Origin of the sequence: Neisseria sp. HMSC070H10, from assembly GCF_001837635.1 — a bacterium.
Lineage (GTDB): Bacteria > Pseudomonadota > Gammaproteobacteria > Burkholderiales > Neisseriaceae > Neisseria > Neisseria subflava_A.
Genome location: NZ_KV833360.1, coordinates 32,533 through 47,097 on the forward strand (window position 1 = coordinate 32,533; position 14,565 = coordinate 47,097).

Genomic DNA, 14,565 nt, shown 5'->3' on the forward strand with positions numbered 1-14,565 from the left:
CCTTTAAAAATGGGGTCGGCAACGGATGCTGTCGAGCCATGCGGACAGCGGATGTTTGGGGTCGATTAAGCCGTATCGACGGCAGGCTTCGATCGTGACCAACTGGGCATCGTGCATCATGTGTCCGCCCAACATGGCATCGATCAGGGTGGGGATGTCCATCAGTTCAAAACCGGCGACTTCGCCGTCTTGGTTGGCAGGTTGGAAGCCTTCGGGCAGGACGATGTCGAAGATATACAGGATTTCGTTGTGGACACCGCGGTTAACGGGGCGCAAACTATATATTTGGGCAGTCGGTCGGATATGGGGGGTTAAGGAAGCGGGAATGCCTGCTTCTTCTTCACCTTCGCGACAGACAGCTTCAGACGGCCTCTCGCCGCTGCTGATGCCGCCTCCGGTCAGGTTGTCGAGTTTGTTTGGATCAACGGCTTTGTGCGGACTACGGCGGCCTATCCAAAAGCGCAAACCGTTTTCTGTTTCGACCAATCCGTTCAAATGCACAGCCTGACTCATCAGGCCGAACGGACGGAAGGCGGCGCGTTCTAGTGCGCATAAAGGCTTGCCCGACTGGTCGCAGATGTCAAACTTTTCACCGCGCCAACCTTTGAGCCAACCGCACTCGCGCCATTGTTGCGCCAGCGTTTGCAAACTGTCGCCCATTTCTGCCCAGCTGTCGGTTTCCAAATTCAGGCCGTCTGAAAGGGTTGACTGCCTGCCTGTCCAATCTTGCCCGAGGCGTTCGCGCCATGATGGGTTCAGATGGCCTAAAGGCAGGCTGTTGAGATACAGAATGCACCAATCGTCGGATGCGCCATAGCTTGTTTGCGCCCAATCCCACAATGCGTCGTGGATATCGGGTGTGAATACTTGTTCAAAACGGAAAGACTGAGACATGGCGCATCCTCCAAAAGAACTAAAGATACGTCGATTTTAGCCGTTTACGGCGAATTTGCAAAACAACCATACCCCCTGAAAACCGCTATAATAGAGTAAATCATCCGAAACGAGCACATCATCATGAGTGAATTGACCGATATCCTTTCCTACAACCAACGTTTCGTTGAATCGGGAGAGTACGAAAAATATTTCACCAACAAATACCCCGGCCGCGAGCTGGCCATTCTTTCCTGCATGGACGCACGCATTATCGAATTGCTGCCCAATGCTTTAGGATTGAAAAATGGTGACGCCAAGCTCATCAAAAACGCCGGTGCGCTGGTGACCCACCCTTGGGGTTCGGTGATGCGCAGTTTGTTGGTTGCCGTATTTGAACTCAAAGTCAAAGAAATCATGGTCATTGCCCACCACGACTGCGGTATGCGCGGACTACACGCCGAAGAGTTCCTCCAACGCGTACATGACAGCAATATCCCCGACGACCGCATCGAAACCCTGCGCAATGCCGGTATTGATTTGGACGGCTGGCTGACCGGTTTTGACAACGTCGAAGACAGCGTGCGCCATACCGTCGAGCTGATCCGCAAACATCCGCTGATGCCCGACAACATCGCCATCCACGGCCTGGTCATCCACCCGACCACAGGCAAGCTCAACCTGATTGTTGACGGCAGCCTGCCTGTTTCAGACGGCCCAACATCTAACGCAGACACCACCACGAAATGAAAAATATCGGATTATTCGGCGGCACGTTTGACCCCATCCACAACGGCCACCTTCACATCGCCCGCGCCTTCGCTGACGAAATCGGTTTGGACCTTGTCGTCTTCCTGCCGGCAGGCGACCCATACCACAAAGACAGCACGCGCACGCCGGCACAAGAGCGCCTCAATATGGTCGAACTTGCCATCGCCGACGAGCCGAAATTCGCCGCCAGCGACTGCGACATCGTCCGCGACGGCGCGACTTATACGTTTGACACCGTCCAAATCTTCCGCCAGCAGTTTCCCGGCGCGCAACTGTGGTGGCTGATGGGCAGCGACAGCCTGATGCAGCTGCACACATGGAAAAAATGGCAAACCCTTGTGCGCCAGACCCATATCGCCATCGCCATGCGCCAAGGCGACAACCTCAACAAAACCCCGCGCGAATTGCACGCATGGCTCGGCGAAGCCCTGCAAAACGGCAGCGTCCGCATCCTCAACGCGCCGCTGCACAACACCAGCTCCACCCAAATCCGTGCCGATCTCGCTAAAACCCACCATTCAGACGGCCTGCCGCAACCTGTCGCCCAATACATCCGCCAACACAAACTCTATGAAAAATAGCGTTTATTCAGGCAGATAAGCTATAATGCCGTCTGAAAACATTTCAACTAGGAAAATAATGAACGAACAAGAATTGCAAGACCTGCAAAAAATGGTCGAAGTGGCCGTAAACGCCCTCGAAGACATCAAAGCCAAAGACATCTCTGTTTTGGAAACCCAAGACAAAACCTCCCTGTTCGCCCGCATGATTATTGCCAGCGGCGACAGCACACGCCAAGTCAAAGCACTGGCGAACAACGTTGCCGTCGATTTGAAAGAAGCCGGTTTCGAAATCCTCAGCACCGAAGGCGACAGCGGCGAATGGACGCTCGTTGACGCAGGCGACCTCATTGTCCACATCATGCTCCCTGCCGTGCGCGACTTCTACGACATCGACACCTTGTGGGGCGGAGAAAAACCGAGTTTCCACGCCGGTATGCAAAAACCTTGGCATGCCGCCGACTAAAACGGTTTATCCATACAAAGGCCGTCTGAAACTTGAAAGCAAGCAAGTTTCAGACGGCCTTTTGCTATAATTCCATTCTTTTCACATTATTTAATTTATTGCACCATCATGCCGCAACCCGATTTCGCCCAAACCCTCTCCAAAGACCGCCATTTTCTGCGATCTGCCTTTAAAAACCCCAATAAATACGGCGGCTTGGCCAAGGTTAAGGAAAAATACAAAAAATCGCACGACCTCTATCTACAACGCCTGTCCAAACTGCCCAAGCCCGAATTTGACAACACGCTGCCTGTTCACGAAAAACTCGACGAAATCAAAAAAGCCATTGCCGAGAATCAGGTAACGATTATTTGCGGCGAAACCGGTTCGGGCAAAACCACGCAGCTGCCCAAGATTTGTTTGGAACTCGGACGTGGGGCGGCAGGATTGATCGGGCATACCCAGCCGCGCCGTTTGGCCGTGCGTTCCGTAGCAGAGCGGATTGCCGAAGAGCTGAAATCCGAAATCGGCAGCGCGGTCGGCTATAAAGTGCGCTTTACCGACCACACCTCGCGCGATGCCTGCGTCAAGCTGATGACCGACGGCATCCTGCTGGCGGAAACCCAGACTGACCGTTATCTTGCCACCTACGACACGATTATCATCGACGAAGCGCACGAACGCAGCCTGAACATCGACTTCCTCTTGGGCTACCTGAAACAGCTACTACCGCGCCGCCCCGATTTGAAAGTCATCATCACCTCGGCAACCATAGACGCAGAACGCTTCTCCCAACACTTCAACGGCGCGCCCGTGCTGGAAGTGAGCGGGCGCACCTATCCCGTCGAAATCCTCTACCGACCGCTTACCAGCAAAGACGAAGACGATGCAGAAGTGGAGCTGACCGACGCGATTGTCGACGCCGCCGATGAATTGGCGCGCTACGGTGAAGGCGATATTTTGGTGTTCCTGCCGGGCGAACGCGAAATCCGCGAAGCCGCCGAAGCCCTGCGCAAATCCACGCTGCGCCGCAACGACGAAATCCTGCCCCTGTTCGCACGCCTGTCGCACGCCGAGCAGCATAAAATCTTCCACCCTTCAGGCGCAAAACGCCGCATCGTGCTGGCGACCAACGTCGCCGAAACCTCGCTCACCGTGCCGGGCATCAAATACGTCATCGACACCGGCCTCGCGCGTGTCAAACGCTATTCCGCGCGGGCAAAAGTGGAGCAGCTTCATGTCGAAAAAATCTCCCAAGCCGCCGCGCGCCAACGCTCCGGCCGCTGCGGCCGCGTCTCCGCAGGCGTGTGTATCCGACTGTTTTCAGAAGAAGATTTCAACAGCCGCCCCGAATTCACCGACCCAGAAATCGTCCGCAGCAACCTCGCCGCCGTCATCCTGCGCATGGCATCACTGAACCTGGGCGACGTAGCGGCATTCCCATTTTTAGAAATGCCCGATTCGCGGTATATCAATGACGGTTTTCAGGTGTTGCTGGAGTTGGGTGCGGTGGAGTCCGTCTGAAAATAAAATCTTTCTTAATCAAATGGCAGGCCATGTTTCATTTTCAGACGGCCTAAATCATTGAGAAACTAAAAACTATCGAAAAGGGAATATTGGGTTTTAAAACTCAATCGGTAAATTTTTTATTGTGAAATATTAATGATGCAAAAATCTTTCTTCACGCTTGTTCTGTATTCGTCTTTACTGACTGCCAGCGAAATTGCCTATCGTTTTGTATTCGGGATTGAAACCCTGCCGGCTGCGAAAATTGCAGAAACGTTTGCACTGACATTTGTAATTGCTGCGCTGTATCTGTTTGCGCGTTATAAGGCTTCACGATTGCTGATTGCGTTGTTTTTTGCGCTCAGCATCATTGCCAACAATGTGCATTATGCGGTTTATCAAAGTTGGATGACAGGCATTAATTATTGGTTGATGCTGAAAGAGGTTACCGAAGTCGGCAGCGCGGGCGCGTCGATGTTGGATAAGTTGTGGCTGCCTGCGTTGTGGGGCGTGTTGGAGGTCGTGTTGTTTTGCAGCCTTGCCAAGTTCCGCCGTAAGACGCATTTTGCCGCCGATATATTGTTTATTGCGGCGATGTTATTGATTTTTGGACGTTCATTCAGTACGACGCAGGAACACGGTATTTCGCCCAAACCAACATACAGCCGCATCAAAGCCAATTATTTCAGCTTCGGCTATTTTGTCGGGCGCGTATTGCCGTATCAGTTGTTTGATTTAAGCAAAATCCCTGTGTTCAAACAGCCAGCGCCAAGCAAAACCGGACAAGGCAGTATTCAAAATATCATCCTGATTATGGGCGAGAGTGAAAGCGCGGCGCATTTGAAATTGTTTGGCTACGGCCGCGAAACTTCGCCGTTTTTAACCCAACTTTCGCAAGCCGACTTTAAGCCGATTGTGAAACAAAGCTATTCCGCCGCTTTGATGACGGCTATGTCCCTGCCCAGCTTTTTCAATGCGATACCGCATGCCAACGGCTATGAGCAAATCAGCAGCGGCGATACCAATATGTTCCGCCTCGCTAAAGAGCAGGGCTATGAAACGTATTTTTATAGCGCGCAGGCGGAAAACGAGATGGCAATTTTGAACTTAATCGGTAAGAAATGGATAGACCATCTGATTCAGCCGACGCAGCTTGGCTACGGCAACGGCGACAATATGCCCGATGAGAAACTGCTGCCGCTGTTTGACAAAATCAATTTGCAGCAGGGCAAGCATTTTATTGTGTTGCACCAACGCGGTTCGCACGTCCCATACGGCGCATTGTTGCAGCCTCAAGATAAAGTTTTCGGCGAAGCCAATATTGTGGATAAGTACGACAACACCATCCACAAAACCGACCAAATGATTCAAACCGTATTCGAGCAGCTGCAAAAGCAGCCTGACGGCAACTGGCTGTTTGCCTATACCTCCGATCATGGCCAGTATGTGCGCCAAGATACCTACAATCAAGGCACGGTGCAGCCCGACAGCTATCTCGTGCCGCTGGTGTTGTACAGCCCGGATAAGGCCGTGCAACAGGCTGCCAACCAAGCTTTTGCGCCTTGCGAGATTGCCTTCCATCAGCAGCTTTCAACGTTCCTGATTCACACGCTGGGCTACGATATGCCGGTTTCAGGTTGTCGCGAAGGCTCGGTAACGGGCAATCTGATTACAGGTGATGCAGGCAGCTTGAACATTCGCGACGGCAAGGCGGAATATGTTTATCCGCAATAAGCGGCGTGAAAACCAATAAAGACAAATTTAGATGATGTCGGGGAAGATACCCGACCGACAAGACTATGCAAAATATGAAAAACCAAGTACGCGGATCAGGCATGGATGCCCGATCCAACCCAGCCAATGTTTCAGACGGCCTGCAAAACAGTTCGGGCCATATCGGTGCCAACACGCGCTACCGCCTGACCAAGCTCGGCGAACAAATGGCGCGCCTGCCCATCGACCCGAAAATTGCGCGCATTTTGCTGGCGGCGAAGAAACACGACTGCATGGCGGAAATATTGGTGATTGCGTCCGCGCTGTCGATTCAAGACCCGCGCGAGCGGCCGTTGGAAGCGCGCGATGCCGCCGCCAAGGCGCACGAGCGTTTTACCGACAAGCAATCCGACTTTCTTGCCTATCTGAATATTTGGGACAGTTTCCAGCGCGAGCGCGACAAAGGTTTGTCTAACAAGCAGCTGGTGCAGTGGTGCCGCCAATATTTTCTGTCGCACCTGCGTATGCGCGAATGGCGCGAGCTGCACCACCAGCTTGCCCAAACCGCGATTGAAATGGGTTTGGCCACCAAAGAAGCCGCGTTTCGACAACCTCCTACCCAAGAACAATTAAGGCCGTCTGAAAGCCAAGGCGACCAAGATTTGGCGGCCAAGCTCAAACAAAAACAACTGGATAAGAAACAACACCGCGCCCAAATCCGCGCCGCCAAAGAAGCCGGCTACGAACAAATCCACCGTGCCCTGCTGACCGGCCTTATCGCCAACGTCGGCATGAAATCGCCTGACGGCAACGACTATACCGGCGCGCGCGGCAGCCGCTTCCACCTTTTCCCCGCCTCAGCCTTGTTCAAAGCCAAACCTAAATGGGTGATGGCGGCAGAATTGGTTGAAACCACGCGCCTTTACGCGCGCGACGTCGCCGTTATCCAGCCCGAATGGATAGAGCAGGAAGCGCCGCACCTCGTCCGCTATCATTATTTCGAGCCGCACTGGGAGCAAAAACGCGGCGAAGTCATCGCCAGTGAACGCGTGACGCTTTACGGCCTGACCGTATTGCCGCGCCGCCCCGTGTCTTACGGCAAAGTTGCGCCCAAAGAAGCGCGCGAAATCTTTATCCGCGGCGCATTGGTGGCGCAGGAAAGCAATCTTCAGACGGCCTTTTTTGCCCACAATAAAAAGCTGATTAAAGAAATTACCGAACTCGAACACAAATCGCGCAAACAAGACGTATTGGTCGACGACGAAGCCCTGTTTGCGTTTTATAACGAACGCCTGCCCGAGCTGGTGTGGAAAGACGCGAAAGGCGGCATTTGGGGAAGTGAAGAGGGCGGACAAAACCTGTCAGATAAAAATGCCGAACAAAACGGATCAGACAACAAGACCAATCAGCATGCCGCAAAAGGCAAAGGCCGTCTGAAACCTTTGCCCCTTGCCGATATCCGCACCTTTGAAGCCTGGCTCAAAACCGCCGAACGCGACAATCCGCGCCTGCTGTTCCTCAGCCGCGACGATCTGATGCAACACGCCGCCGCGCACATTACCGAAGAGCAGTTCCCCAAATTCTGGCAAACCGCAGACGGCAAGTTCAAACTTTCCTACCGCTTCGAGCCGCACCATCCTCTCGACGGCGTGACCATGACCGTGCCGCTGACCGTCCTCAACCGCCTGCACGCGCCGTCGCTCGAATGGCTGGTGCCCGGTATGTTGCGCGAAAAAATCCAGCTGCTGATTAAAGCATTGCCCAAACAAATCCGCCGCATTTGCGTGCCCGTACCCGATTTCATCACCAAATTTCTCGAAAGCAATCCCGACCGCCAAGCAGCCATCATTCCCCAGTTGGCGCACTTTATTGCCAAAAGCGCCGGCGATATGCGGATTCTCGAGCAAATCGACCAAGACGCATGGGCGGCGCAAGAATTGCCCGAACACTGCTATCTGAATCTGCGCATTATCGACGACGGAGGACAAGAGCTTGCCGGCGGCCGCAAACTGCACGAATTGCAACAACAGCTCGGCCAAGCCGCCGCCGTTACCTTCCGCGACAACACCCAAGAATTCGAGCGTGACAACGTGACCGCATGGGACATCGGCACCCTACCCGAATCTATCAAATTCGCACGCGGCAAACAGCAGCTCACCGGCTACCTCGGCCTGCAAAAAGAAAAAGACGGCCGCATCGCCCTGCGCCTGTTTGACACTAACGAAGCCGCCGAACAGGCACACCGTCAAGGCGTAATCGAATTGATGAAGCTGCAATTAAAAGAGCAGGTAAAAGATTTGAACAAAGGCATCCAAGGCTTCACCCAAGCCGCCATGCTGCTCAAACACATCAACGCCGACACCCTGCGCGACGACCTCACCCAAGCCGTCTGCGACCGAGCCTTTATCGGCGAAGACGAGCTGCCGCGCAACGAAAAAGCCTTCAAAGAACAAATCAAACGCGCCCGCAGCCGCCTGCCTGCCGTCAAAGAAGCCCTCAGCCGTTACTTGCAGGAAACCGCAGCCGCCTACGCCGAACTGAACGGCAAACTTGGCAAACATCCATTGACCCACCTTCTAAGACTACGCCTGCAAACCCTGCTTGCCCCCGGCTTCGCCACTCGCACTCCGTGGGCACAATGGCCGCGCCTGCCCATCTACCTCAAAGCCATGACCCTGCGTCTCGAAAAATACAGTAGCAACCCATCACGAGACGCCGCCCGCGAAGCCGATATTCAAGAGCTGGAACAAATGTGGCAGGAAAAAACCGACAGCCTGGTGAAACAAGGCCTCCCCATTTCAGACGGCCTTGCTGGGTTTAAATGGATGATTGAAGAATTGAGGGTATCGCTGTTTGCGCAAGAGTTGAAGACACCGTATCCGGTGTCGGTGAAGAGGTTGTTGAAGGAATGGGAAAATAAATATAAAAATCAATAATATGTGATTATATAAGAAATAATTTCACCTCTTGAGTTGATTTTTTTATTTTATTCAGTATAATTTACAAAATGAAATCTAGTTCTATGTTCAGAAGATATTAGGTATAAATATTTCGAACAGCTAGTTTTACTAACAGGAGATGATATTTATGGTAACCGAATTTGGAAAAATTATTAGGAAAGCGAGGATTGATACAGGTGAGACCCTTTCTAGCATGGCAAAAGGTATTAGTAAAACCGTATCTTTCTTAAGTGCGATTGAAACAGGGACAAAGAAAATTCCAATGGATTTAATTCCCACTATTAAAGAATACCTAATCAACAAAGGAGCAAACGGTGCTGATTTAGATAAGCTTGAAAGTAGTGCCATATTATCTAATGGGATCATGAGTTTGGAGGGATTGGATATAAATAAGCAGGAAACGATGGTTACTTTTGCAAAAAGTGATTTAACACAAGAACAAATCGATGCAATTAAAAAAATATTGGAAGGAAATGTATGAGTTTATCAGAAGAAAATTCCTATACACCACGGGGATACGTCGTGAAAAAACGAACTGAGGAAGAAATTAGAAAGAAAGCGGTTATGCTCTTCCTTCGACTTAGTCAGCACGGTATATCCCTTAAAAATATTGAAAGCATTTTTGATATTTGTGCCATTACAAAAGAACTTGATATCTCTATCCATATTGAAAATAACGCAACGTGGGATAAGATTCATAGTAAATTGAAAAAAGGGGAAAGTGTTCCTTGTAAAAGAGAAATTACAATACCTGAGCGAGTTTTTGATGGAACAAGAAAAAGAAAAAGTGAAGATTTGGAGGTGTTATTTCATGAGATTGGCCATGTTGTTCTAAACCATCAGCCAGTTTATTGGAAATCAGAAGGGTACATTGTAACTCGATTGGATGATGCGGAAGAACAAGCAGATTACTTTGCTAAAATTATGTTGAAGTTGTTTGAAGTAGACATTCAACCAAAACAATTAGAATTGTTCTAAGATAAAAAAACGATTTGAAATGCTACCAACATTCCAAATCGTTCAGAAGTAGGGATATTGTGCTACCAACACAATATTAAAGCAGTTCTCCTGTCCACTGGTTACGACTTACAAGGAACGGCCTATATTTACAATATTCAAAAGTGAATTTTAGACCTATCTTGTAAGTCTGTCTACACTTTAGTTAAGAGACGGGCAACCAATTTAGGAGACAAATTCATGATTTGTCAGTTTCCTAGAGCAGTGCATGTGCGTGCATATATTCGTTATCGACTTGGTCGATGGGAAAGTGTATGCGAACATTGTCGCTCTTATCCAAACCAATTATCACTCTTTTAAGTAAAACTTGCTTAGATGGTGGTAGAAATATGTATGTGGTTCTTATCTAATTTAACAAGGCCACTGCATTTTTGAGATAAAAGTCGTCTGATAATTGAGTTCAGACGACTTTTTTGCATTCGCTTATGAATACCTAATAGAATTTTAAGGCCGTCTGAAAGCAAGCCGTAGCCTCCATTCAACCGCGTGCGTGCCTTCGGGCACACACCCTACCTGTGAATTACAAAGAGTTTAAAATTTATGCGTAGGGTGTGTGCGGTACGCACGCACGCGGTCTTTTTAAAATGTTCTTCCCAATCAAACCAAAGGCCGTCTGAAAGTATTTCCCAACTTTCAGACGGCCTTTTTATATTCATATTTCTGTTTATTTTTCCAACCGTGCAATCAGTTCATCGGCCAAGTCGAGATAAGCCTGGGTGCCTTTGGCGTGGGCGTCGTAGGCGAGGGCGGGGAGGCCGTGGCTGGGGGCTTCGGCGAGGCGGATGTTGCGGGGGATGACAGTATCGAAGAGCAGGTTGCCGAAGTGTTGTTTGAGCTGTTCGCTGACTTCTACGACGAGGCGGCTGCGGCTGTCGTACATGGTGCGGACGATGCCGGTTACGTCGAGGTCGGGGTTGATGGCTTGGCGGATTTTGCGGACGGTGGCCACTAAGTCGGAAATGCCTTCGAGGGCGTAGTATTCGCAAAGCATGGGGACGATGACGCCGTTGGCGGCGACTAGGCCGTTGAGGGTGAGCAGGGTCAGGGATGGGGGGCAGTCGATGAGGACGTAGTCGTAGTTGTCGGCAACGAGCTGCAGGGCGTTTTTGAGGCGGATTTCGCGTGCGATTTCTTGGACGAGTTCGACTTCTGCGCCGGCCAGTGTGCGGTTGGCGCCCAATACGTCGTAGCCGCCTTCTTTGCTGCGGACGACGGCGTTGGGGATGTCGGTTTCGCCGAGGACGACTTGGTAAACGCCGTTTTCGATGGTGGCTTTGTTGATGCCGCTGCCTGTGGTGGCGTTGCCTTGGGGGTCGAGGTCGACGACGAGGACGCGGCGGCCTTTGGAGGCCAGGGAGGCGGCTAGGTTGACGGTGGTGGTGGTTTTGCCGACTCCGCCTTTTTGGTTGGCGACGGCGAGGATTTGTGCGCTCATGTGCTTTGCTGTCGTGTTAAGTGTGGATGGCTGGATTGTACCGTTATTCGGTATGCTTGGGTTGTTTTCAGACGGCCTTTTTGCGGATGATGACGATATGGCGTTCGGCATTGAGTTGGGGGACGTGCAATGCTTCGACTTTTTCGACGGCGACGCTTTCGGGCAGTTTGTCGATTTCTTCTTGTGGATATATGCCTTTCATGGCCGCCCAGTAGCCGCCGTCTTTGAGGAGGTGCTCGGTCCAATTGACGAAGTCGGCGAGTTCGGCAAAGGCGCGGCTGGTAATGACATCGGCGCGGCAGTCGGCGGCGGCTTCTACGCGGCCGCTGATGACGCGGACGTTTTTAAGGCCGAGTTCGATGACGGCTTGTTGTAAAAAGGCGGTTTTTTTGGTGTTGGCATCGAGGAGGGTGATGTTGAGGTCGGGGCGGCAGATGGCGGTGGGTATGCCGGGCTGTCCGCCGCCGGAGCCAACGTCGAGCATGGTTTGGGCGTGTTCGATATAGGGCAAGAGGGTCAGGCTGTCGAGCAGGTGGTGGCTGACGGTTTGGGCGGGATCGCGCAGGGCGGTCAGGTTGTAGGTTTTGTTCCACTTTTGCAGCAGGGCGGCATAGTCTAGCAGTTTGGCCTGTTTGGCTTCGTCGATGTCCAAACCCAGTGCCTGTATGCCGTCGCGGAGCTGTTGCGCCTGATTCATTTGTTATTCCTTATTGGTTAAAACGCGTTGGATGTAATGGTAACGGAAAGCATGCCGTCTGAAAATGTTTGTACCTGTTGAATCAACGTTTCATTTTGTGAAAGACGATGGGCTGCTCTGGCGCGCGCGTGAGCTGTTTGGGCAGGGTCAGCATGGCGATGATCCATACGGAGAGGGTGTAGTAAAACACGCCTTGTCCGCGCATACCTGCCAATGCGGCATTGCCTAAGATGGCTTCAAAAATCAAACCTGCCGCCGCCGAGGCACACGCTGCGACACCGGCAAGGAAAATGGCGTAACGTGAATGCCGGCGCATCATTTTTTTATACGCCAGCTTGGTCAGTCCGCCGGCAATCGGCAGGTTGAGGAAGGCAAACATGCCGCAGACAAACCATGCGACGGAATCCTGCCAACCGCTTTGCCATGCCCACGCGCCATCTTTGACCGTTATCAGCAGCCCTTGGCCGTCTGAAAAGGCGATTTGCACGATATTGTGCAATATCATCGCCAGCGGCAGGGTGAGGAACATCAGTGCGACCAATAGGGGGCGGTAGGGCTTTTCTTGTGTCAGATACATGGCGGTTTGCCTTGTTGTGGGATAAGTCGAAATGATAGCAGATTGGCGGTTGATTCACGTTTGTTAGCGCTGAAATTGCTGACAAAAACGGTCAATTAAAAAAGAAATGAAAAATTCTTTTTTCTTGGAAAACATTGGCGGATAAAGGTTAAAAAAACGTTTTCAGATGGCCTAATCTCTTATTTTTATATGAACCGAACAGAAAATCTTTGCATTTCTCCGTAAAATCTACTAAATTCTCAATAACATATTATAAAGACCTGAAATCTGGAACCCAAACCGAAACTGCCTTCCGCCATTTACGCTCGGAAACTCAGCAGGCAACAAAAGTTTCACACACAACAAAAATACAAAATAATTCCTATGAAATCAGTTGTTTATAATGATAGATAACCACAAGGCAAACCATGCCTGACTTTAGTAGGAGTAAAACCATGGCTGAAGCAACCGATGTCGTATTAGTAGGCGGCGGCATTATGAGCGCCACTTTGGGCGTATTGCTCAAAGAACTCGAACCATCTTGGGAAATCACCCTGATCGAACGCTTGGAAGATGTAGCGTTGGAATCATCAAATGCATGGAACAATGCCGGTACGGGACACTCTGCGCTGTGTGAATTGAACTATGCGCCCCTGACTGCCGATGGCACGATCGATCCGACCCGTGCCCTCAATATTGCCGAACAATTCCATATCAGCCGCCAATTTTGGGCGACTTTGGTCGAAGAAGGCAAACTGACCGACCGCACTTTCATCAATTCCGTTCCCCATATGTCGCTGGTGATGAACGCCGACCATTGCAGTTATCTGCAAAAACGTTTCGACGTGTTCAAAAACCAAAAACTCTTTGAAAAAATGGAGTTTTCTACCGACCGTGCCAAAATTGCCGAATGGGCGCCACTGGTTGTCAACGGCCGTGATGAAAACCAATCCATCGCCGCCAACTACTCCGCCGAAGGCACAGACGTCGATTTCGGCAGCCTGACCCGCCAGATGGTCAAATACTTGAGCGACAAAGGCGTAAAAATCAAATTCAACCGTCATGTCGACGACCTCAACCGCGAATCGGACGGCGCATGGGTGCTGAAAACCAGCAGCACCAAAGACGATGACGACCCATTGACACTCCGCACCCGTTTCGTCTTCCTCGGCGCAGGCGGCGGCGCACTGACCCTGCTGCAAAAATCCGGTATCCCCGAAGGCAAAGGCTACGGCGGCTTTCCGGTTTCCGGCCTCTTCTTCCGCAACAGCAATCCCGAAACGGCCGCGCAACACAACGCCAAAGTGTACGGCCAAGCCTCCGTCGGCGCGCCCCCTATGTCCGTTCCGCATTTGGATACCCGCAATGTGGACGGCCAACGCCATTTGATGTTCGGCCCGTATGCAGGCTTCCGCCCCAACTTCCTCAAACAAGGCTCGCTCATGGATCTGCCGATGTCCATCCAAATGGACAACCTCTATCCTATGCTCCGCGCCGGTTGGGCTAATATGCCGCTGACCAAATACCTGCTGGGCGAATTGCGCAAAACCAAAGAAGAACGCTTCTCCTCCCTGCTCGAATACTATCCTGAAGCAAACCCTGACGACTGGGAACTGATTACTGCCGGTCAACGCGTACAAATCATCAAAAAAGACCCGAAAAAAGGCGGCGTTCTCCAATTCGGTACCGAAATCGTCGCCCATGCCGACGGCTCGCTGGCCGCATTGCTGGGCGCGTCTCCAGGCGCATCAACCGCCGTGCCTTTGATGATTAAGCTGATCAACCAATGCTTCCCAGGCCATATCGAGGCATGGTCAGGCCGTCTGAAAGAATTGGTGCCCGGCTACGGTATCAAGCTGAACGACAATCCGACTTTGGCGGACGAAATCATCAGCCACAACGCGTCCGTTTTGGGCATTCATCACTAAATTGAAGCAGACACAAAGGCGGGCATTCTTGCCCGCCTTTTTTCAAACCATTAAAATAGCGGCATTCAGGCCGTCTGAAATCTAATCTTCGTCAGCATGTTGCA

At 51.4% G+C, this 14,565-nt stretch carries 13 protein-coding genes; 9 read left to right on the top strand and 4 right to left on the bottom strand.

Going from position 1 to position 14,565, the window contains the following annotated elements; all coding sequences use genetic code 11:
• Positions 1–3: 3 nt before the first annotated feature.
• Entirely contained in the window at positions 4–894 is an 891-nt protein-coding gene (locus tag HMPREF2606_RS02270; RefSeq protein ID WP_070583778.1) for an NUDIX hydrolase, read from the bottom strand.
• Between the two features lie 123 nt (positions 895–1,017).
• Here HMPREF2606_RS02270 and HMPREF2606_RS02275 point away from each other — a divergent pair, with 123 nt between their 5' ends.
• From HMPREF2606_RS02275 to HMPREF2606_RS02310, 8 genes are all read left to right on the top strand, one after another.
• On the top strand, positions 1,018–1,623 hold the full coding sequence (locus HMPREF2606_RS02275) for a beta-class carbonic anhydrase (RefSeq protein WP_070712202.1): 606 nt from the start codon (positions 1,018–1,020) through the stop codon (positions 1,621–1,623).
• Positions 1,620–2,225: a nicotinate-nucleotide adenylyltransferase gene (nadD, locus tag HMPREF2606_RS02280; RefSeq protein WP_003684732.1), complete on the top strand. Its 606-nt coding sequence runs from the start codon at positions 1,620–1,622 to the stop codon at positions 2,223–2,225. The genes HMPREF2606_RS02275 and nadD overlap by 4 nt, the downstream gene beginning before the upstream one ends.
• Before the next feature lie 58 nt (positions 2,226–2,283).
• Positions 2,284–2,670, top strand: coding sequence for a ribosome silencing factor (gene rsfS, locus HMPREF2606_RS02285; protein WP_070712203.1), 387 nt, complete (start codon positions 2,284–2,286; stop codon positions 2,668–2,670).
• 108 nt (positions 2,671–2,778) lie between these two features.
• Entirely contained in the window at positions 2,779–4,173 is a 1,395-nt protein-coding gene (gene hrpA, locus HMPREF2606_RS02290; RefSeq protein ID WP_083315940.1) for an ATP-dependent RNA helicase HrpA, read from the top strand.
• A 138-nt stretch (positions 4,174–4,311) separates the two neighbouring features.
• Positions 4,312–5,889 (top strand): lipooligosaccharide phosphoethanolamine transferase, encoded by a 1,578-nt coding sequence (gene lpt3 / locus HMPREF2606_RS02295; RefSeq protein ID WP_141762175.1) that lies wholly within the window; start codon positions 4,312–4,314, stop codon positions 5,887–5,889.
• 65 nt (positions 5,890–5,954) lie between these two features.
• On the top strand, positions 5,955–8,804 hold the full coding sequence (locus tag HMPREF2606_RS02300; protein WP_083325211.1) for a DUF3418 domain-containing protein: 2,850 nt from the start codon (positions 5,955–5,957) through the stop codon (positions 8,802–8,804).
• A gap of 151 nt (positions 8,805–8,955) precedes the next feature.
• Entirely contained in the window at positions 8,956–9,309 is a 354-nt protein-coding gene (locus tag HMPREF2606_RS02305) for a helix-turn-helix domain-containing protein (protein ID WP_070843249.1), read from the top strand.
• Entirely contained in the window at positions 9,306–9,806 is a 501-nt protein-coding gene (locus HMPREF2606_RS02310) for an ImmA/IrrE family metallo-endopeptidase (RefSeq protein ID WP_070843250.1), read from the top strand. Before HMPREF2606_RS02305 ends, HMPREF2606_RS02310 begins: the two co-directional genes overlap by 4 nt.
• Positions 9,807–10,509: 703 nt before the next feature.
• On the opposite strand, the gene HMPREF2606_RS02315 is transcribed toward HMPREF2606_RS02310, so the two are convergent.
• The 3 genes from HMPREF2606_RS02315 to HMPREF2606_RS02325 all read right to left on the bottom strand — a co-directional run bounded on the left by HMPREF2606_RS02315 (position 10,510) and on the right by HMPREF2606_RS02325 (position 12,554).
• Positions 10,510–11,280 carry a ParA family protein gene (locus tag HMPREF2606_RS02315; RefSeq protein WP_003681348.1) on the bottom strand — a complete coding sequence of 257 codons (771 nt, stop codon included), beginning with the start codon at positions 11,278–11,280 and terminating at the stop codon, positions 10,510–10,512.
• Positions 11,281–11,347: 67 nt separating this feature from the next.
• Positions 11,348–11,977: a 16S rRNA (guanine(527)-N(7))-methyltransferase RsmG gene (rsmG, locus tag HMPREF2606_RS02320; protein WP_070843251.1), complete on the bottom strand. Its 630-nt coding sequence runs from the start codon at positions 11,975–11,977 to the stop codon at positions 11,348–11,350.
• An 82-nt stretch (positions 11,978–12,059) separates the two neighbouring features.
• Complete coding sequence (locus HMPREF2606_RS02325) at positions 12,060–12,554, bottom strand: hypothetical protein (RefSeq protein ID WP_070712209.1); 495 nt, start codon at positions 12,552–12,554, stop codon at positions 12,060–12,062.
• 434 nt (positions 12,555–12,988) lie between these two features.
• Here HMPREF2606_RS02325 and HMPREF2606_RS02330 point away from each other — a divergent pair, with 434 nt between their 5' ends.
• Positions 12,989–14,461: a malate:quinone oxidoreductase gene (locus tag HMPREF2606_RS02330; protein WP_070712210.1), complete on the top strand. Its 1,473-nt coding sequence runs from the start codon at positions 12,989–12,991 to the stop codon at positions 14,459–14,461.
• The last annotated feature ends 104 nt before the right edge of the window (positions 14,462–14,565 follow it).